The organism is Cupriavidus sp. 22TCCZM04-2 (assembly GCF_057798895.1).
In genome coordinates this window covers 383,710-402,151 of sequence record NZ_JBYOJS010000003.1, presented here as the reverse complement: position 1 = coordinate 402,151, position 18,442 = coordinate 383,710, and the positions used below count along the sequence as shown (strand labels likewise).

Sequence of the window (18,442 nt, the reverse complement as noted above, 5' to 3'; positions counted from 1 at the left end):
GTTCAGGTTCCGCGCGCCGAAGTCAGGATCGCCTGCGCGCCGCCGGGCGACTGCGTGAGGTTCGGCGACGACGGAAACGCATGGGGCTGCGGTGCCGACGGCGAGGCATGTTCCAGCCAGTCACGCACGCGCGTGGCGTCGGCAAAACGCGAGAGCTTGCCCACGGAATCCAGGAACACCATCACAACGTTGCGGCCGTTGACCTTGGCCTGCATGACCAGGCATTGGCCCGCTTCGGAAATGAAGCCGGTCTTCTGCAGGCCGATGTCCCAGTTGCCGCCGCGCACCAGGCGGTTGGTGCTGACGTAGTGCTGGGTACGGCCAAGCACATTCACTTCGTGCTCGGTCTGCGTCGAGAACTCGCGGATGGTCGGGTTGCGGTAGGCCGCGTTGACCATGCGCGCGAGGTCCATGGCGCTCGACACATTGCTGCTCGACAGGCCGTTCGAGTCCACGAAGTGGCTGTCGTTCATGCCCAGTTCACGGGCCTTGCGGTTCATCGCCTGGACAAACGCGGGCAGACCACCCGGATAGTTGCGACCCAGCGCCGATGCCGCGCGGTTCTCGGACGACATCAGCGCCAGCAGCAGCATTTCCTGGCGCGTGAGCTGGGTACCGAAGCGCAGGCGCGAGCTGCTGTGCTTCTCGGTGTCCCGGTCTTCTTCCGTAATGGTCAGGGTCTCGTCCATCGGCAGGCGAGCATCCATCACCACCAGTGCAGTCATCAGCTTGGTGATCGACGCGATCGGCAGCACCGCGCTCGGATTCTTCTGGAACAGCACCTCGTTGGTGTTCTGGTCCATCACGAGCGCGACGCTCGATCGCAGGGCCAGCGCATCCTCGGTATCGCGCAGCCCCATGGCCTCGCCGAGCGACGGCTTGGCTGGCGTAAACACCGCCCGCACGGGCGCGGCCCGGTTCGACGCCACGACACGGTGCCGGCCGTTCTTCACCACCATCACCTTGCGGGAAGACGCGGCCTCGGCCTTGGCCGTCGTGCGCTTGCTGCCCGAACTGGCCTTTTTCTCGGCTTTGAGCGACTTTGTCGGCTTTTTCGTGGAATTTTCAGTGGAAGTCGACTTGGTGGCAGCCTCGGCCAACGGGGCTGCCAGCATCGACGCGGATGCCAGCACGGCTACGGCTACGGCGCTCAGGGGCGTCGAGCCGAAGAATCTGGAAAAAATGGAATCAGACCGGAACATGATTCGTTCAGCGCATCGGGGATGGCGCTAGTGTAGGAAATTAAGAAATTGTTAGCAAGATTAAAGACTTACGAAGGCTACTTAAAGTTCGATTTGCAAACATTTCCACAATGCGGAAATTGTTGACTCTTCGTCACGTGCGTCATCGTAGACCTCCTGTAATTCACTGCGCGGCTGCGGGTTCACCCGCCACTGCGGTAGTCTTGGTTTGTATGTCGGCGCGAATCGTTACACATTGACACATATCTCACTATGAGAGGAAACGCGCAAACCCACTAACCGGTTCACGTTCAGTGTTAAGGCGATTTTCTATCGCCTCCGGATCCGCATAGCCCAGGGACATGCCGCACACCACCATCTCCTCGCCTGGCAGGCGCAGGTGATCGCCAATGATCTTGTGGAACTGCGTGAACGCGGCCTGCGGGCAGGTATCGAGCCCGCGCGCCCGGGCGGCGACCATGATGCTTTGCAGGAACATGCCGTAGTCGAGCCAGCTGCCCAGCTCCATGATGCGGTCGATGGTGAAGATCATGCCGACCGGCGCATCGAAGAAGCGGAAGTTGCGCGCGTGCTGTTCGTGCATGCGCGATTTATCCTCGCGGCTGATTTCCAGCAGGCCATACAGGTCCCAGCCTACCTTGCGGCGCCGGTCCAGGTAGGGGTTCACCCAGGAGCGCGGGTAGTACGGATACTCTTCCAGGTACTTGCTGTCGCGCTCGGGGTCTTCGTAGGCGGTCAGCAGGTCCGCGCACAGCCTGGCCTTGGCGTCACCCGCCAGCACATAGACATGCCACGGTTGCGTGTTGGTGCCTGATGGCGCGCGGCTGGCGACGGCGAGAATCTCTTCCACCGTTTCGCGTGGCACGGGCGTATCCAGGAACGCCCGGACCGAGCGGCGCGTGAGGATGGCCCGGTCGACGCAGTCGACCGCCTGCTGCACAGCAGCCTCGGCGGCCGCTTGCTTGCGAGCTTGCGCGTCCTGCGACATCTTGCCTTCCTCCATCACGCCACGCCCGGCGCTTGTGCGCCAGCCACCGCCAGTGGCTGCAGCGCGCGGCGCAGCGGCTCGGGCAGGGGCACCGGGCGACGCGTGACGCGATCGACATAGACGTGGACAAAATGCCCTTGCGCCGCCGCGATCTCGTTATCGCCGCTGAACAGCCCCACCTCATAGCGCACGCTGCTGGTTCCCAGCCGCGCCACCCGCAAGCCAGCCGTGACCGTGTCCGGGAAGCTCAGCGACGAGAAGTAGTTGCACTGCGTCTCGATCACCAGCCCGATCGTGCTGCCCGATTCAAAGTCGAGCACGCCTTCCCGGATCAGGTACGCATTCACGACGGTATCAAAATAACTGTAGTAGACAACGTTGTTCACGTGGCCATAGACATCGTTATCCATCCAACGCGTGGTGATGGCCTGGGCGTGCGGATAGGCGCTGCGGTGCTCGGCTTGCGGTTTCATGGGAACGTTGCGGAACAGGAAAGAAGGAAGAACGCGAAACGACTAGCGCCGGATGACCAGTGCGACGCCCGCCGCGGCCAGGGCCATACCGGATGCCGCCAGTGGCGGAAAGCGCTCGCCGAACAGCAGCCATGCCATCACGGCCGTGGTCGGCGGCGTCAGATACATGAGGCTGGAGACTCGCGTCGCCGCACCCTGCCGGATCAGCAGGAACAGCAGCGAAATGGCTCCGATCGAGAGCGCGACCACCGACCAGGCGAGCGCGCCGACCATCTCGGCGGTCCAGTCGACGTGGCGAGTCTCGAACATGAACATAAAGGGAACGCAAGCCAGCGCGGATGCCGCGAACTGGATGACGGAGCCGATGCGCAGGTCGAACACGGCGCAGAAGCGCTTCTGGTACAGCGTGCCGAAGGTGATGCTTAGCAACGCCCCGCCCGCGAGCAGCACGCTGGTCGCGGACAGTCCGCTGGCACCCAGTTTGTTGGCCACCACCAGGCCGACTCCCACGATGCCAAGCAGCAGCCCCAGCCACTGGCGCATGCTGATGCGCTCGCCCAGGCGCGCGGAAATCAGTGCGGTCAGGATCGGTTGCATGCCGACGATCAGGGCCGACATGCCGGCTGGCATGCCCAGCTTGACGGCGGCCCAGACGCCGCCAAGATAACCGGCCTGCAGAAACAACCCGGCTACCGCGATATGGCCAACCATGCGCCAGTCGGCACGCCCTTCGCGTTGCGGCAACGGCACGCGCGCGAGCCACACGAAGGGCACCATCAGCACCAGGACGCCGACAAACCGCAGGAACAGGAACGTCATTGGCTCGGCATGCGGCATGCCATACCTGGCCACGATAAACCCCGTGCTCCAGATCAGCACGAACAGCCACGGCATGCTGGCAGACCAGAGGGTTCGCCGCGCGCTTGCGCCAGCTTCAGCCATCGTGCTCATGCCGACACCTTCCGCGCCGGCGTGACACCATCGTCCCCGGCCCGCGGCGCCACGCGAAACGCCAGCCCGGGAATGCCGGTCACCGCTTCACCCGGCATGCTGTATTGGCGCATCGCGAAGCGATGGCCCCGCGGCAGCGGCAGCACGAAGTGATTGGCGTAAACGGCAGGCATGGCGTGGCGAAAGGAGCGTTCTTGTTGTGGGCGCGACGCTTGCATAGTCAAGCGTCGGCAGGCTGCGATGGTAGCACCGCTGGAAAACCCGCGGTACCGCGCACGATGCATGGCGCTACCGGCACATTCCGAGCCGATTTCCGTTGCATTTTGTGCGACGCACAAAAACTGCTTGACACCGCCCTGGCTTTCCCTAGAATTGCAATTGTTGCGGCGCACCAAAGCGAGTGAGCGAGCGCCCGACCTTGATCCCCACGCCTGGGCTGGACGACGCGGAACGATATCCGTCACGGTCCTGAAATCCAGGCGGTTTAATTTTGCTTGACCTTGAAGTTCACCACTGGAGACCAGCAATGATCCTCACCCCGGAACAAGTCGCAGCAGCGCAAAAGGCTAACCTGGAAACCCTGTTTGGCCTGACCACCAAGGCTTTCGAAGGCGTCGAGAAGCTCGTCGAGCTGAACCTGCAGGTCGTCAAGACCACCTTCGCCGAAAACGTCGACAACGCCAAGAAGGCGCTGTCCGCCAAGGATGCCCAGGAACTGCTGGCCATCCAGGCTTCGCTGGTTCAGCCGGTCGCTGAAAAGACCCTGGCCTACACCCGTCACCTGTACGAAATCGCTTCGGAAACCCAAAGCGAATTCACCAAGGTCGCCGAAGCCCAACTGGCTGAAGGCTCGAAGAAGGTGCAGGCTCTGGTCGACAACCTCGCCAAGAACGCACCGGCCGGTTCGGAATCGACCGTGGCCATCGTGAAGTCGGCCATCTCGGCTGCGAACAACGCCTACGAGTCGGTCCAGAAGGCCACCAAGCAGGCTGTCGAGATCGCCGAAAGCAACTTCCAGGCTGCCGCTTCGGCCGCCAGCAAGGCTGCCCAGCAGGCCAGCGCCACGGCCCGCAGCGCGGCTGTCAAGAAGACCGCCTGATAGCCAGCTCGGCTGACAGGTAGTGCCAGCGACCGGCCCCGTGCCGGTCCGTTGGCAAAGCGCACCGCCGGACGGCGCGTTTTGCCAACGATGATGGCGACAGCCGCAACAGGCTTGCCGCTAGCGTGCCAGTGTCTCCTCGGTACCGCGGTCTCCTTGTCCAAAGGTATCGTTCAAGCCCGACCCTAAAGGTTCGGGCTTTTTTTCGCCTTCTTCGCGCGCGCTGCCCTCTTTCACTCGAATTTCCGGCCGCGCCGATGCCTTCCAAAGCGCGTCCGCAGCGTTGTCCTTGCCCAATGCCGGAGCGGGCGACTATCGTTAGCAAGGTGCAGCCCGCGGCATTCTGGCATGCCAGGGCCCGCCCTTCGGATTTACATGGCGCGGCGCAATACCGGGCCATGCCGGCATGCGTGGCGCAGCGCTTGCGCGACGCAACAGCATCTGGGAGATGCCATGAAGACGCAGCGCCACATCACGACCTACATCGTCATCGCGATGATCCTCGGCGGCGTGGTCGGCTACGGCTGTCATGTCGCCTTTCCCGATCCCAAGCTGGCAAAAGAGATCGCGGGCTACATCTCGATCATCACCGACGTCTTCCTGCGGCTGATCAAGATGATCATCGCGCCGCTGGTGTTCTCGACCCTCGTCATGGGCATTGCCCACATGGGCGATGCCAGCACCGTCGGCCGCGTAGGCATCAAGGCGATGGGGTGGTTCATCACCGCATCGCTGGTATCGCTGACGCTGGGCCTGATCATGGCCACCATGCTCCAGCCGGGCGTCAATATCGGCCTGCCGCTGCCCGACGTCGGCTCCGCGACCAATCTGAAGACCAATGCCTTCACGCTGAAGGATTTCGTCGCCCACCTGGTGCCCAAGTCGGTAGCCGAGGCCATGGCCAACAACGAGATCCTGCAAATCGTGGTGTTCTCGATCTTCTTCGGCACGGCCCTGGCCACGCTTGGCGAACACGGCAAGCGCATGGCCGGCGTGATCGAGGATCTCGCGCAGATCATGCTGAAGATCACCGGTGCGGTGATGTGGCTGGCGCCGGTTGCAGTGTTCGCCGCGATCGCGTCGACGGTGACGACCCAGGGCCTTGGCATCCTGCTGACCTTCGCCAAGTTCATGGGCAGCTTCTACCTGGCCCTGTTCGTGCTATGGGGCTTGCTGACGCTGGCGGGCTTCGTGTTCCTGGGGCGACGGATCTTCAACCTGATCAAGCTGATCCGCGAGCCGTTCCTGCTGTCGTTCTCGACCGCAAGCTCCGAAGCCGCGTATCCGAAAATGCTCGAGGCGCTAGACAAGTTCGGCGTCAACCGCAAAATCTCCAGCTTCGTGCTGCCGCTGGGCTACTCCTTCAACCTGGACGGGTCGATGATGTACTGCACGTTCGCCGTGCTGTTCATCGCCCAGGCCTATGACATCCACTTGCCGATGAGCACGCAGATCACCATGCTGTTGCTGCTGATGCTCACCTCCAAGGGCATGGCCGGCGTGCCGCGCGCCTCCCTGGTGGTCATCGCCGCCACGCTGAACCAGTTCAATATTCCCGAAGCCGGCCTGCTGCTGATCATGGGAGTGGATCAGTTCCTCGACATGGGCCGTTCGGCCACCAATGCCGTGGGCAATTCGATCGCCTCCGCCGTGGTGGCCAAGTGGGAAGGCCAGCTCGCCAGCGAATCGACGCTCGATACCGGCGACCAGGGCGGCATGGGCGGGGTGGACGACGAGCGCGAGGCGCTGGCCAAGCCCGAGACCGCGCGTGCCTGAGCGCTGGCGCGCAGACCGCAAAGGAGCGACCCATGTCTTGCACTGTTGCCCGGTGTGGCCGCTTTGTGTGGTGGCGGATAGCGGCACTATGCCTCGCGCTGTCCGCCGGCCTGGCGCTGGCGCAGGAGCCGATCGCCCTTTCCGGCACACTGAAAAAGGCCAAGGAAACCGGCACGCTGACCATCGGCTACCGGGAATCTTCCCTGCCTTTTTCGTACCTTAACCAGATTCGCCGGCCGATCGGCTATTCGATCGATATCTGCTCGGCCATCGTTCAGGCCGCCGGGGCCGACGTCGGCCGCGACCTGACCATCAACTGGGTGCCGGTGACTTCCGAGAGCCGCATCGAAGCGATGACGTCCGGCAAGATCGACCTCGAATGCGGCTCCACCACGCGCAATGCCGAGCGCCAGCAGCGCGTGTCGTTCTCACCGGTGATTTTCGTCGCAGGCACCAAGCTGCTGGTGCCGCACGGCTCGCCAGTCCGCACGTTCCAGGACCTCAAGGGCAAGACTGTGGTGGCCACCGCCGGCACCACCAATGCGGACGCCATCGAGCGGCTGTCCGCACGCTTCAATCTGGACGTGACCCTGATCCGCGCCCGTGACCACGCCGATGCCTTCGAAGTGCTGCGCCACGGCGGCGCCGACGCCTATGCGGGCGACGATGTGCTGCTGTACGGCTTCCTCGCCAAGTACGGGCTCGGCAAGAAATATGACGTGACGCGCGACTTCCTGTCGTACGATCCCTACGGCATCATGCTGCGCAAGAACGACCCGCAGTTCGCCGCGGTCGTCGACAAGGCGGTTCGCGACCTGATGACCTCAGGCGAGCTTGAGCGCCTGTACAAGCAGTGGTTCGTCAACCGCTTGCCCACTGGCGAACGCCTGGGCATCCCGATGAGCGCCCAGCTCGAAGACATCATCCAGTCCACGCCTCAGCAGCCGGAATAGACGTCAACTGGCTAGCGCGGCCGTCCCCTGCCGGGCTAAATCGGCGGCGGCTCCAAATTCCTGTCGGTTAATTGCGTAATGGCAAAAAGAAACCCGCCGCACGGACGGGTTTCGATGCTTGCAGCTTGCCGCAATCAGCGCTTGCGCGGCGGCGGCACGTCGGTGCAGGTCCCTTCGTAGATCTCCGCGGCCATGCCGATCGACTCGCCCAGGGTCGGGTGCGGGTGGATCGTCTTGCCGATATCCACTGCGTCCGCGCCCATTTCGATGGCCAGGCAGACTTCGCTGATCAGGTCGCCGGCATGCGTGCCGACGATGCCCCCGCCGATGATGCGATGGGTTTCCTCATCGAAGATCAGCTTGGTGAAGCCCTCGTCGCGGCCATTCGCAATGGCACGGCCGGAAGCAGCCCACGGGAACAAGCCCTTGCTGTACTTGATGCCCTGCTCCTTGCACTGGTCCTCGGTCAGGCCGGCCCAGGCCACTTCCGGATCGGTGAAGGCAACCGACGGAATCTGCTTGGCATCGAAGTAGGCCTTTTCGCCGTGCGCCGCTTCCGCGGCCACGTGGGCTTCATGCACCGCCTTGTGCGCCAACATCGGCTGGCCGACCACGTCGCCGATCGCGAAGATGTTCGGCACATTGGTGCGCATCTGCGAATCGACGTTGATGAAGCCGCGGTCGGTCACGGCCACGCCGGCCTTCTCGGCGCCGATGCGCTTGCCGTTGGGCGAACGGCCCACCGATACCAGCACCAGGTCGTAGCGCTGCGCCTCGGTCGGGGCCTGATCGCCTTCGAACTTCACGTAGATGCCGTCCGGCCTGGCTTCCACCGCGACGGTCTTCGTGTTCAGCATGACCTTGCCGAAACGGTCCTTGTTCTTCTTCTCCCAGACCTTGACCAGGTCGCGGTCGGCGCCGTTCATCAGGCCCGGCAGCATTTCGACGACGTCGATATCCGCGCCCAGCGTGCTGTACACCGTCGCCATCTCCAGGCCAATGATGCCGCCGCCGATGACCAGCATCTTGTTGGGCACCTCGGGCAGTTCCAGCGCGCCGGTCGAATCGACGATGCGCGGGTCTTCCGGGATGAACGGCAGCTTCACCGCCTGGCTGCCGGCGGCGATGATCGCCTTCTCGAAGCGGATCACAGTTTTCTTGCCCGTGGCCTGCTTGCCGTCGCCTTCGGTGGCATCCACTTCCAGATGGTGCGGATCGAGGAAGGTGCCGATGCCACGCACCACCTGCACCTTGCGCGCCTTGGCCATGCCGGCCAGGCCGCCGGTCAGCTTGCCGACCACCTGGTTCTTGTAGTGGCGCAGGCCGTCCAGGTCGATCTTGGCTTCGCCGAACAGGATGCCGTGCGCAGCCAGCGCCTTGGCCTCGTCGATCACGGCTGCGTTGTGCAGCAATGCCTTCGACGGGATGCAGCCGACGTTCAGGCAAACGCCGCCGAGCGTGGCGTAGCGTTCCACCAGCACGGTATTCATGCCCAGGTCAGCCGAACGGAAGGCAGCCGAGTAGCCGCCGGGACCGGCGCCCAGCACCAGCACGTCGCACTGGATATCGGCGCTACCCGCGTGGCTGGCGGCCACGGGAGCCGGAGCCGGGGCAGCCGATGGCGCCGGGGCCGCAGCGGCGGGCGTGGGCGCAGGAGCCGGCGCGGCCGCGGCTGCAGCTTGCGCTTCCACCGTGCAGATCACCGCGCCCTGGCCAATCTTGTCGCCCACCTTCACGCGCACGTCGACCACCTTGCCGGCTGCCGACGACGGCACTTCCATGCTGGCCTTGTCCGATTCCAGCACGATCAGCGACTGTTCCTGCTCGACCGTATCGCCCGGCTTGACCAGGACCTCGATCACTTCCACCGCGTCGAAATCGCCGATATCCGGCACCTTGACTTCGATCACACTCATGTTTGCTCCTCTTTGCGCGTCCGGGCCTGGGTGGCCTCAGGGCGCGCCGTCGTTGTTGGTTGCCGCTGCGCCGGGGGCGCCGGCCTCGTGCAGCCTTACGGTATGGACTTCAATCGGGCCTGCGGAACTCTTGTCGAACTCGATGCCGGCATCGACGCCGATGCGCGCGATGGCTGCTGCATCCAGTTCAGGCTTGTCGTAGACCGCATGCATGGCCCCGAGCGCGTAGTTGCGGCCTGAGCCAATGCCCCAGAAGCGGTCGAAGGAAAAGACCTCGCGATACGAATAGACGCCGAAAATCCCGGCCGGATTCGCGATCAGGCAGACGATCTGCGACGACTCGTACGGATCATCTTCGTCTTCCTTGGTGTTGATGAAATACTCCGACTTCAGCTTCTCATGCACCTTCAGGAAGGTCCGGAACACGTCATCGCGCGAGCCGAGCCGGCATTCCTCGCCCATTCCCGCCAGCAAGGCGCGCATGACCGGAAAATGCGCCGTGGTGCCGGCCAGCGCGACAAAGCTGTCGGCGATCGGAAACACCTTCTGGTTGCGCTCGTAGGCGCGCGACAGGCGCGTGTCACCGAACGTGACCAGGGCATCGGCCGCAATCGCCACATCGGCACCCTTCCTGACGACGACACAGGTAGTCATGGCTCGCCTCGCTCGGCTGCAAGCGCCAGGGCCATGCCCGTCACGGACATGGCCGCGGCCGCTTTAGAGAAGGATGCGGCGGAAGTCCGCCAGCAACTGCCCGAAGTACGTATTGAAGCGGGCGGCCTCGGCGCCGTCGATGACACGGTGGTCCCACGACAGCGACAGCGGCAGCGTCAGGCGCGGCGCGAACTGCTTGCCGTCCCAAACCGGCTTCATGTACGACTTGCACACGCCCATGATGGCCACTTCCGGCGCATTGATGATCGGCGTGAAGTACGTGCCGCCAATGCCCCCCAGTGACGAGATCGAGAAGCAGCCGCCCTGCATCTGGTCCGGCTTGAGCTTGCCGTCGCGCGCCAGCTTGGCCAGCTCGCTCATTTCCTGGCTGATCTCCAGCACGCCCTTCTTGTCGGCGTCCTTGATCACCGGCACGACCAGGCCGTTCGGCGTATCGGCCGCGAAACCGATGTTGAAATACTTCTTCAGCACCAGATTGTCGCCGTCCAGCGAGGCATTGAAGTTCGGGAACTTCTTCAGCGCCGCCACGGTGGCCTTGATCATGAACGCCAGCATCGTTACCTTGACGCCGGACTTCTCGTTTTCCTTGTTCAGCTGGACGCGGAAGGCCTCCAGGTCGGTGATGTCCGCTTCGTCATGGTTGGTGACGTGCGGGATCATGACCCAGTTGCGGTGCAGGTTGGCGCCCGAGATCTTCTTGATGCGCGACAGGGCCTTGCTTTCGACCTCGCCGAAGCGCGTGAAATCGACCTTCGGCCACGGCAGCAGGCCGAGTTCGCCACCACCGGCGCCAGCCGCGGCGGCCTGTGCCGGCGCGGCGGCCTGGCCAGTCATCACGCCCTTGACGTAGCGCTGCACGTCTTCCTGCGTGATGCGATTCTTCGGGCCGGTGCCTGGCACGCGGGAAACATCCACACCCAGTTCGCGCGCGAACTTGCGCACCGACGGCGACGCGTGCGCGGCCTTGCCGGTCACGCCGACCGGGGCAGCCGCAGGCGCAGCCGGGGCCGGGGCCGCGGCAGCAGGCGCCGGGGCCTGGGCAGGCGCTGCGGCGGGAGCCGGCGCGGGTGCCGCAGCGGCCGGTGCCGGAACCGCTGCGCCAGCGGCGCCTTCCAGCAGGATCAGCAGCGTGCCCTGGGCCACGTTGTCGCCGACCTTGACCTTGACTTCCTTGACCACGCCGCCTTGCGGGGACGGCACGTCCATGGTGGCCTTGTCCGATTCCAGCGTGACGACGGCGTCTTCGGCGTTGATGGTGTCGCCCGGCTTGACATGGACTTCGATCACGGGGACCGCGTCGTAGTCGCCGATATCGGGCACCTTGACTTCGATGGTGCCGCCCGCGGCGGGCGCGGCCGCAGCGGCCGGAGCGGCGGCCGGGGCCGACGCGGGTGCCGCGGCCGGGGCCGGCGCGGGAGCCGGTGCAGCGGCAGCCTGGGCAGGGGCCGGCGCGGAGGCACCGGCGGCTTCCAGCATCACCAGCACGGAGCCTTCGGACACGTTGTCGCCGACCTTGATGCGGACTTCCTTGACCACGCCGGCTTGCGGCGAGGGCACGTCCATGGTGGCCTTGTCCGATTCCAGCGTGACCAGTGCATCTTCCGCATTGATGCTGTCGCCGGGTTTCACATGCACTTCAATGACGGGAACGGCGTCATAGTCGCCGATGTCCGGCACCTTGATTTCAATCGCTTGACTCATTCAGTGTCTCCTGGGCAGGCCGGCACGCGCGCGCTTCCGCAAGCGGCGAGATTACCCTCGCCGCCCGCTTCTGTCACGCCGCTGTGCCGCAAGGCGCCTACGAAGGTCTTCGGGGCGCCCGCGGCACGGCGTTGCCGTACTGCGGGGGTTGGTGCAGGAAGCCGGTCAGACCGACATCGGGTTCGGCTTGTTGGGGTCGAGGTTGTACTTCTTGATCGCTTCAGCCACCTTGTCGCGGCTGATGGCGCCTTCGTCGGCCAGCGCCTTCAGCGCGGCCAGCGTGACCCAGTGGCGATCCACCTCGAAGAAGTGGCGCAGCTTTTCGCGGGTGTCCGAGCGGCCGAAGCCGTCGGTGCCCAGCACCACGTAGCGGCGCGGCACGAACGGACGGATCTGTTCGGCAAACGCGCGCACATAGTCGGTCGAGGCAATGACCGGGCCGCGGGCCGACTTGAGCTTCTGCGCGACGAACGACTCGCGTTGGGGCTCTGCCGGGTGCAGCAGGTTGTAGCGCTCGGCGGCGGCGCCTTCGCGGGCCAGCTCGGTGAAGCTCGGGCAGCTCCACAGGTCCGATTCGACGCCCCAGTCCTTCTTCAGCAGCTCGGCGGCGGCGATCACCTCGCGGAAGATCGTGCCCGAGCCCAGCAGCTGCACGCGCGGCGCGTTGCTGTTCTCGACGCCCTTGCGGAACTGGTACATGCCCTTGACGATGTCCTGCTCTACGCCAGCCGGCATTTCCGGATGCTCGTAGTTCTCGTTCATCACCGTCAGGTAGTAGTAGACGTCTTCCTGCTCGGCATACATGCGGCGCAGGCCGTCGTGCATGATGACCGCCAGTTCGTACTGGAAGGTCGGGTCATACGAGATGCAGTTCGGGATCACCGCGTGGAACACGTGCGAGTGGCCGTCCTCGTGCTGCAGGCCTTCGCCGTTCAGCGTGGTGCGGCCGGCGGTGCCGCCCAGCAGGAAGCCGCGCGAACGCATGTCGGCAGCCGCCCAGCACAGGTCGCCGATACGCTGGATGCCGAACATCGAGTAGTAGATGTAGAACGGGATCATCTGCACGCCGTGCGTCGAGTACGACGTGGCGGCCGCGATCCAGTCGCACATGGCGCCGGCTTCGTTGATGCCTTCCTGCAGTACCTGGCCAGTCTGCGATTCCTTGTAGAACATCAGCTGGTCATGGTCTTCCGGCACGTACTTCTGGCCTTGCTGGTTCCAGATGCCGATCTGGCGGAACAGGCCTTCCATGCCGAAGGTGCGCGATTCGTCCGGGACGATAGGCACCACGTGCTTGCCGATCTGCTTGTCTTTCAGCAGCGTGTTCAGGATCCGCACGAAGGCCATGGTGGTGGACACTTCGCGGCCTTCGCCGGTAGCCTTGAGCAGCGCGTCGAACGCGGACAGCTGCGGCACCTGCAGCGCTTCGGCCTTCTGGCGGCGTGCCGGCAGGTAGCCACCCAGGTTCATGCGCGCCTGGCGCATGTATTCCAGTTCCTTCGAGCCTTCCTCGAAGGTCAGGTACGGCACTTCGGCGAGCTTGTCGTCGGGCACCGGGATGTTGAACTGGTCGCGGAACGTGCGGATCGCGTCCACCGGCATCTTCTTCTGCTGGTGGGCCACGTTCATGGCCTGGCCGGCATCGCCCATGCCATAGCCCTTGATGGTCTTGGCCAGGATCAGCGTCGGCTGGCCCTTGTGCTCGCTGGCGGCCTTGTAGGCGGCGTAGATCTTGTGCGGATCGTGGCCGCCGCGGTTCAGGCGCCAGATGTCGTCGTCGGACCAGTCGGCGACCATCGCCTTCAGTTCAGGCGTGTTGAAGAAGTGCTCGCGCACGTAGGCGCCGCCCTTGGACTTCATGGTCTGGTACTCGCCGTCCACGCAATCCATCATGCGCTTCATCAGCAGGCCCTTGGTGTCGCGCGCCAGCAGGGAATCCCACTTGCTGCCCCACACCACCTTGATCACGTTCCAGCCGGCACCGCGGAATTCGGATTCCAGTTCCTGGATGATCTTGCCGTTGCCGCGCACCGGGCCGTCCAGGCGCTGCAGGTTGCAGTTGATGACAAAGACCAGGTTGTCCAGCTTCTCGCGGCCGGCCATGCCGATCGCGCCCAGCGATTCCGGCTCGTCGGTCTCGCCGTCGCCCAGGAAGGCCCAGACCTTGCGGTCGCCGGCCTTGGCCAGGCCGCGGCTGTCCAGGTACTTCATGAAGCGGGCCTGGTAGATGGCCATGATCGGGCCCAGGCCCATCGACACCGTCGGGAACTGCCAGAAATCCGGCATCAGCCACGGGTGCGGGTAGGACGAGATGCCCTTGCCGTCCACTTCCTGGCGGAAGTTGTCGAGCTGCTCAGGCGTCAGGCGGCCCAGCAGGAACGCGCGCGAGTAGACGCCCGGCGCCGAGTGGCCCTGCACGAAGACCAAGTCGCCGCCGCTCTGCTCCGACGGGGCACGCCAGAAGTGGTTGTAGCCGACGTCATACAGCGTCGCGGCCGAGGCGAACGACGAGATGTGGCCGCCTACGTTGGTGTGCTTGTTGGCGCGCAGTACCATGGCCATGGCGTTCCAGCGCGTGTACGAGCGGATGCGGTGCTCGATGTCCTGGTCGCCCGGGATGCGGGCCTGCTGCTCGACCGGAATCGTGTTGATGTACTGGGTTTCGGCGTGGAACGGCTGGGTAACGCCATTCACGCGTGCGTACTCGATCTGCTTGTCGATCAGGAACGCGGCGCGCTCCGGGCCTTCGGCACCCAGAACGCCCTGCAGGGCGTCCAGCCATTCATGGGTTTCCTGGGGATCGGCGTCGTTGGCGCTGGATGCGCCGAGAATCTGCTCGGGTACGGCGGACATGACTGTCTCCTGTGAATTCCTGCTCCGGAGCCCTCGCTTTTGGCATTTCGGGCCCCGGGGTGACGGGGTATCGGGGTATGACTTGCGGATGCGTCGCCGCAGCGCCTTGCATCGGAGCCGCCGCCGGGAGCCCTGTTCCGGACTCTCTCGCGCGGCAGGCGCATGGTTACCGCCCGCTTTTTGGTCGGACCGATTCTATGGAAGCAGAATGACCAGCACAAGTGAAATTTTCAAATTGCGATATCGTTTTTTATAATGTGGAATAATGACGCGGCGCACCAAACTCCACACGCACTGCGATCACCCGCACGGGTCATGCGCGGCCGCGTCGTCAACCTGGTCAGTGATTTCATTGGCGCTTTCCCCAAGCGACGCACTGCAATAATCCCGCTACACTGGCCGGTCAGCCGTCAATCCCCGTCATGCCGTTTTTCGATCGTTTCCTGTCCAGCCTGCGCGCAGCCATCCTCCCTCCCTCCGCCTCCGATACGGGCAGGGCAGCCGGGGGCGACGGCGCGCACGCCGCGCCCCCGGCCAGCACGCTGGGCGCCATCGACACAATGGCACAGGTCGATGACGGCGGCATCGTGGCCGCCCCGCCGCGCGGCCTGTGGTGGCTGCGCTGGCGCAACCTGGTCGCCACGAGCTGGTTCATGTTCATCCCGCTGGTGGCCATCGTGCTGTTCAGCGCGGCGATGGGCGTCATCCTCTGGTCACTGCACGAGACCGAGCGCCAGCAGCAGCGCGATGCCCTGTACCGCGACGCCGCCTGGGCGCAACAACGCGTGCGCCTGTCCCTGCTGAGCAACCAGGACCAGCTCGCCTCGCTGGCGCGCGACATTGCCGCGGCACAGCTCGAACAAGGTGCATACCGGACCGCCGCGCAGGAAATCCTGCGCGAGAACCCCGAGATCGTCTTTATCAACTGGCTCGACGCCACGCGCCGCGGGCGCTGGTCGCTGCCGTCGACTTCCGAGTTCGCGGGCAGGCTGCGCGAGAACCAGGACCAGCCGCTCGAGCCCGAGGTGCTCGACACCTTCGACGCCGCGCGCGAGACCCAGCGCGTGGTCTACTCGCGCCCGCTCACCAACGACCGCGGCGACAGCTTCATGCTGATGGAAGTGCCGATCGTGCGGGACAACGAGTTCCTCGGCACGATCGGCGCGCTCTACTCCATCAACGGCATCCTCACGCACCTGCTGCCGCCGGAACTGACCGAGCGCTACCGCTTCTCGCTGATCGACAAGAATAACCAGACGCGCGCCAGCACGTCGCTGCGGCCGGTGCCTGGCAATGCGCTGTCGTACGAGGTGCTGCTTGACCCGCCCGGCCACTCGCTGTCGCTGCGCGCCGACGCCTACCCGCCGCCGTCCAACCTGCCCAACAACATGCTGCTGTGGCTGGTGGTCGGGCTGTCCTGCTTCCTGTTGTGGAGCCTGTGGAGCATGTGGCGGCACACCAGCCGCCGCTCCGAAGCGCAGCGCGCGCTGCTGGCCGAGACCTCATTCCGCCGCGCCATGGAAAACTCCATGCTCATCGGCCTGCGCGCGCTGGACCTGAACGGGCGCATCACCTACGTCAACCCGGCGTTCTGCCGCATGACCGGGTGGCAGGAGAACGACCTGGTCGGCCGCCTGCCGCCCTTCCCGTACTGGCCGCCAAACGACCAGCCGGAGATGCAGAAGCAAATCGACCTGACGCTGCAGGGCAAGTCGCCGGCGGGCGGCTATGAGATGCGCGTGATGCGCCGCGACGGCAGCAGCTTCTTCTCGCGCATGTACGTGTCGCCGCTGGTGGACAGCCGCGGCCGCCACACGGGCTGGATGAGCTCGATGACGGACATCACCGAGCCCAAGCGCGCCCGCGAGGAACTGGCGGCCGCGCATGACCGTTTCACGACCGTGCTGGAAAGCCTGGATGCCGCGGTGTCGGTGCTCGCCACCGACAAGGCCGAACTGCTGTTCGCCAACCGCTACTACCGCCAGCTGTTCGGCTGGGAAGCCGATGGCCACCTGAAGCTGGCCGGCGATGACGTCGACAAGGACCAGGTTTCGAGCGACAACACCGACTACGTCGATGCGTACGCCGGCCTGCCCGCCTCGGAACTGATGCCGTACGCCTCGGACGCGCGCGAAGTGTTCGTGCCCGACATGCAGAAGTGGTTCGAAGTGCGTCGCCGCTATATCCAGTGGGTGGACGGCCACCTGGCGCAGATGCAGATCGCCACCGACATCACCATGCGCAAGGCGGCCGAGGAAATGACGCGCCAGCACGAAGAGCGCCTGCAGTTCACCAGCCGCCTGACCACCATGGGCGAGATGGCGTCTTCGCTCGCGCATGAACTCAACCAGCCGCTGGCCGCCATCAACAACTACTGCATGGGCGCGGTGGCGCGGCTGCATTCGGGCCGCAGCACGCCCGAGGACCTGATCCCGGTACTGGAAAAGACCTCGGCGCAGGCGGTGCGGGCCGGCACCATCATCAGCCGTATACGCGGCTTCGTGAAGCGCAGCCAGCCGCAGCGGCGCGAAGCCTCGCTGCACGACATCGTCGCCGACGCCGTGGGCCTGGCCGACCTGGAGGCAACGCGCCGGCGCGTGACCATCCTGACGCGCCTGCCCGCGCCGCCCATGATGATCTACGTGGATCCGGTGCTGATCGAACAGGTGCTGGTGAACCTGCTCAAGAACGCCGTGGAAGCCATGTCCGGCATGCCGGCACCGCGCGCCGGCGGCGTCGTGCGCCTGCATGCGCGCGTGGAGCCGGGCGAATTCGGCAACAACGTGCATATCGACGTGATCGACCAGGGCCCCGGCGTCGACGAAGCCACCAAGGAACGGCTGTTCGAGCCGTTCTTCAGCACCAAGTCCGATGGCATGGGCATGGGGCTGAACATCTGCCGCTCGATCATCGAATCCCATCAGGGCAGGCTGTGGGTCGAGAACAATGTCGACGGCATTGGCTGTACGTTTAAAATCATGCTGCCGCTGCAGCCGGCCATGGCCGACCAATAACGACGCAAGGCGACGCGATATCGACGCGCACCCGATCACGGGACGACCGGCACCCCTCGCCGGTGGGGTGCCGGATCTGTTACATAGCGCCGCGGACGGTTACACTGCTGCCGCAAATGAATGGTTGTCCCAGGAGACTTCATGACCGCAACGCCAAACCCTGCCCCTCACCGCGGCGAGACCGTCTTTATCGTCGACGACGATGAAGCGATGCGCGACTCGCTGACCTGGCTGCTGGAGGGCAATGGTTACCAGGTGCGCAGCTACAACAGCGCCGAGCAGTTCCTGGCGGCCTATGACGCCAGCCAGGTTTCCTGCCTGATCCTCGACGTGCGCATGCCCGGCATGAGCGGCCCGGAACTGCAGGAACGCATGATTGCCGAGAACATCGACATTCCCATCGTCTTCATCACCGGCCATGGCGACGTGCCGATGGCGGTGTCGACGATGAAGCGCGGCGCCATCGACTTCATCGAAAAGCCGTTCGACGAATCGGAACTGCGCGCGCTGGTCGAGCGCATGCTGCAAAAGGCCCGCACGGACCACTCGGCCGCCCGCGAACAGCGTGCCGCCAAGGACCTGCTGGGCAAGCTGACCACGCGCGAGCAGCAGGTGCTGGAGCGCATCGTGGCCGGCCGCCTGAACAAGCAGATCGCCGACGACCTGGGCATTTCCATCAAGACCGTGGAGGCGCACCGCGCCAACATCATGGAAAAGCTCAACGTCAATACCGTGGCCGACCTGCTGCGCCTGGCGCTGTCGCGCAACAGCTGATCCGGCAAGATGCCCCGGCGCCTGCCGGGGCATGGCAGGTGCCCGTTCCCGCCCCCTCGCTCCCGGC

Annotated in this window: 14 protein-coding genes; 5 read left to right on the top strand and 9 right to left on the bottom strand. The window is 64.8% G+C overall.

Going from position 1 to position 18,442, the window contains the following annotated elements; translation table 11 throughout:
* Nucleotides 1-2 precede the first annotated feature (2 nt).
* The 5 genes from pbpG to AC3FKG_RS07730 all read right to left on the bottom strand — a co-directional run bounded on the left by pbpG (nucleotide 3) and on the right by AC3FKG_RS07730 (nucleotide 3,787).
* Entirely contained in the window at nucleotides 3-1,202 is a 1,200-nt protein-coding gene (gene pbpG / locus AC3FKG_RS07750) for a D-alanyl-D-alanine endopeptidase (RefSeq protein ID WP_483711163.1), read from the bottom strand.
* 250 nt (nucleotides 1,203-1,452) lie between these two features.
* Entirely contained in the window at nucleotides 1,453-2,190 is a 738-nt protein-coding gene (locus tag AC3FKG_RS07745; RefSeq protein WP_483711162.1) for a nitroreductase, read from the bottom strand.
* 14 nt (nucleotides 2,191-2,204) lie between these two features.
* On the bottom strand, nucleotides 2,205-2,663 hold the full coding sequence (locus AC3FKG_RS07740; RefSeq protein WP_488742789.1) for an acyl-CoA thioesterase: 459 nt from the start codon (nucleotides 2,661-2,663) through the stop codon (nucleotides 2,205-2,207).
* A gap of 42 nt (nucleotides 2,664-2,705) precedes the next feature.
* Nucleotides 2,706-3,605, bottom strand: a complete 900-nt coding sequence (locus AC3FKG_RS07735; protein ID WP_488742807.1) for a DMT family transporter — start codon at nucleotides 3,603-3,605, stop codon at nucleotides 2,706-2,708.
* Nucleotides 3,606-3,610: 5 nt separating this feature from the next.
* Nucleotides 3,611-3,787 (bottom strand): hypothetical protein, encoded by a 177-nt coding sequence (locus AC3FKG_RS07730; RefSeq protein ID WP_488742788.1) that lies wholly within the window; start codon nucleotides 3,785-3,787, stop codon nucleotides 3,611-3,613.
* Between the two features lie 353 nt (nucleotides 3,788-4,140).
* Between AC3FKG_RS07730 and phaP1 the strand changes: the two genes are divergently transcribed.
* The 3 genes from phaP1 (at nucleotide 4,141) to AC3FKG_RS07715 (ending at nucleotide 7,442) form a co-directional block, all read left to right on the top strand.
* The gene (phaP1, locus tag AC3FKG_RS07725) at nucleotides 4,141-4,713 is read left to right on the top strand and encodes a TIGR01841 family phasin PhaP1 (RefSeq protein ID WP_483711159.1); all 573 of its coding nucleotides are present in this window, start codon (nucleotides 4,141-4,143) and stop codon (nucleotides 4,711-4,713) included.
* A 453-nt stretch (nucleotides 4,714-5,166) separates the two neighbouring features.
* Nucleotides 5,167-6,489, top strand: coding sequence for a dicarboxylate/amino acid:cation symporter (locus AC3FKG_RS07720; RefSeq protein WP_483711158.1), 1,323 nt, complete (start codon nucleotides 5,167-5,169; stop codon nucleotides 6,487-6,489).
* 32 nt (nucleotides 6,490-6,521) lie between these two features.
* On the top strand, nucleotides 6,522-7,442 hold the full coding sequence (locus AC3FKG_RS07715) for an amino acid ABC transporter substrate-binding protein (protein ID WP_483711157.1): 921 nt from the start codon (nucleotides 6,522-6,524) through the stop codon (nucleotides 7,440-7,442).
* Between the two features lie 134 nt (nucleotides 7,443-7,576).
* Here the strand turns inward: AC3FKG_RS07715 and lpdA are convergent, their stop codons facing one another.
* The 4 genes from lpdA to aceE form a co-directional block, all read right to left on the bottom strand.
* On the bottom strand, nucleotides 7,577-9,358 hold the full coding sequence (gene lpdA, locus AC3FKG_RS07710) for a dihydrolipoyl dehydrogenase (protein WP_488742787.1): 1,782 nt from the start codon (nucleotides 9,356-9,358) through the stop codon (nucleotides 7,577-7,579).
* Nucleotides 9,359-9,394: 36 nt separating this feature from the next.
* Nucleotides 9,395-10,012 carry an MFS transporter gene (locus AC3FKG_RS07705; protein WP_483711155.1) on the bottom strand — a complete coding sequence of 206 codons (618 nt, stop codon included), beginning with the start codon at nucleotides 10,010-10,012 and terminating at the stop codon, nucleotides 9,395-9,397.
* Nucleotides 10,013-10,075: 63 nt separating this feature from the next.
* Nucleotides 10,076-11,734 carry a dihydrolipoyllysine-residue acetyltransferase gene (gene aceF, locus AC3FKG_RS07700; protein WP_488742786.1) on the bottom strand — a complete coding sequence of 553 codons (1,659 nt, stop codon included), beginning with the start codon at nucleotides 11,732-11,734 and terminating at the stop codon, nucleotides 10,076-10,078.
* Nucleotides 11,735-11,899: 165 nt separating this feature from the next.
* Nucleotides 11,900-14,587, bottom strand: a complete 2,688-nt coding sequence (gene aceE, locus AC3FKG_RS07695) for a pyruvate dehydrogenase (acetyl-transferring), homodimeric type (protein ID WP_483711153.1) — start codon at nucleotides 14,585-14,587, stop codon at nucleotides 11,900-11,902.
* 422 nt (nucleotides 14,588-15,009) lie between these two features.
* Here aceE and AC3FKG_RS07690 point away from each other — a divergent pair, with 422 nt between their 5' ends.
* Together AC3FKG_RS07690 and AC3FKG_RS07685 are read left to right on the top strand one after the other, a co-directional pair.
* Nucleotides 15,010-17,601: a PAS domain S-box protein gene (locus tag AC3FKG_RS07690; RefSeq protein WP_483711152.1), complete on the top strand. Its 2,592-nt coding sequence runs from the start codon at nucleotides 15,010-15,012 to the stop codon at nucleotides 17,599-17,601.
* Between the two features lie 141 nt (nucleotides 17,602-17,742).
* Nucleotides 17,743-18,375, top strand: coding sequence for a response regulator transcription factor (locus AC3FKG_RS07685; protein WP_483711151.1), 633 nt, complete (start codon nucleotides 17,743-17,745; stop codon nucleotides 18,373-18,375).
* Nucleotides 18,376-18,442 lie beyond the last annotated feature (67 nt).

Excerpts from the sequence above, each read along its gene's own strand:
- pbpG (WP_483711163.1), bottom strand. The coding sequence starts at position 1,202 with ATGTTCCGGTCTGATTCCATTTTTTCCAGATTCTTCGGCTCGACGCCC.
- AC3FKG_RS07715 (WP_483711157.1), top strand. The coding sequence starts at position 6,522 with ATGTCTTGCACTGTTGCCCGGTGTGGCCGCTTTGTGTGGTGGCGGATA.
- AC3FKG_RS07745 (WP_483711162.1), bottom strand. The coding sequence starts at position 2,190 with ATGTCGCAGGACGCGCAAGCTCGCAAGCAAGCGGCCGCCGAGGCTGCT.
- AC3FKG_RS07735 (WP_488742807.1), bottom strand. The coding sequence starts at position 3,605 with ATGGCTGAAGCTGGCGCAAGCGCGCGGCGAACCCTCTGGTCTGCCAGC.
- aceF (WP_488742786.1), bottom strand. The coding sequence starts at position 11,734 with ATGAGTCAAGCGATTGAAATCAAGGTGCCGGACATCGGCGACTATGAC.
- AC3FKG_RS07685 (WP_483711151.1), top strand. The coding sequence starts at position 17,743 with ATGACCGCAACGCCAAACCCTGCCCCTCACCGCGGCGAGACCGTCTTT.
- AC3FKG_RS07690 (WP_483711152.1), top strand. The coding sequence starts at position 15,010 with ATGCCGTTTTTCGATCGTTTCCTGTCCAGCCTGCGCGCAGCCATCCTC.
- aceE (WP_483711153.1), bottom strand. The coding sequence starts at position 14,587 with ATGTCCGCCGTACCCGAGCAGATTCTCGGCGCATCCAGCGCCAACGAC.
- AC3FKG_RS07730 (WP_488742788.1), bottom strand. The coding sequence starts at position 3,787 with ATGCCTGCCGTTTACGCCAATCACTTCGTGCTGCCGCTGCCGCGGGGC.
- phaP1 (WP_483711159.1), top strand. The coding sequence starts at position 4,141 with ATGATCCTCACCCCGGAACAAGTCGCAGCAGCGCAAAAGGCTAACCTG.
- AC3FKG_RS07705 (WP_483711155.1), bottom strand. The coding sequence starts at position 10,012 with ATGACTACCTGTGTCGTCGTCAGGAAGGGTGCCGATGTGGCGATTGCG.
- lpdA (WP_488742787.1), bottom strand. The coding sequence starts at position 9,358 with ATGAGTGTGATCGAAGTCAAGGTGCCGGATATCGGCGATTTCGACGCG.
- AC3FKG_RS07720 (WP_483711158.1), top strand. The coding sequence starts at position 5,167 with ATGAAGACGCAGCGCCACATCACGACCTACATCGTCATCGCGATGATC.
- AC3FKG_RS07740 (WP_488742789.1), bottom strand. The coding sequence starts at position 2,663 with ATGAAACCGCAAGCCGAGCACCGCAGCGCCTATCCGCACGCCCAGGCC.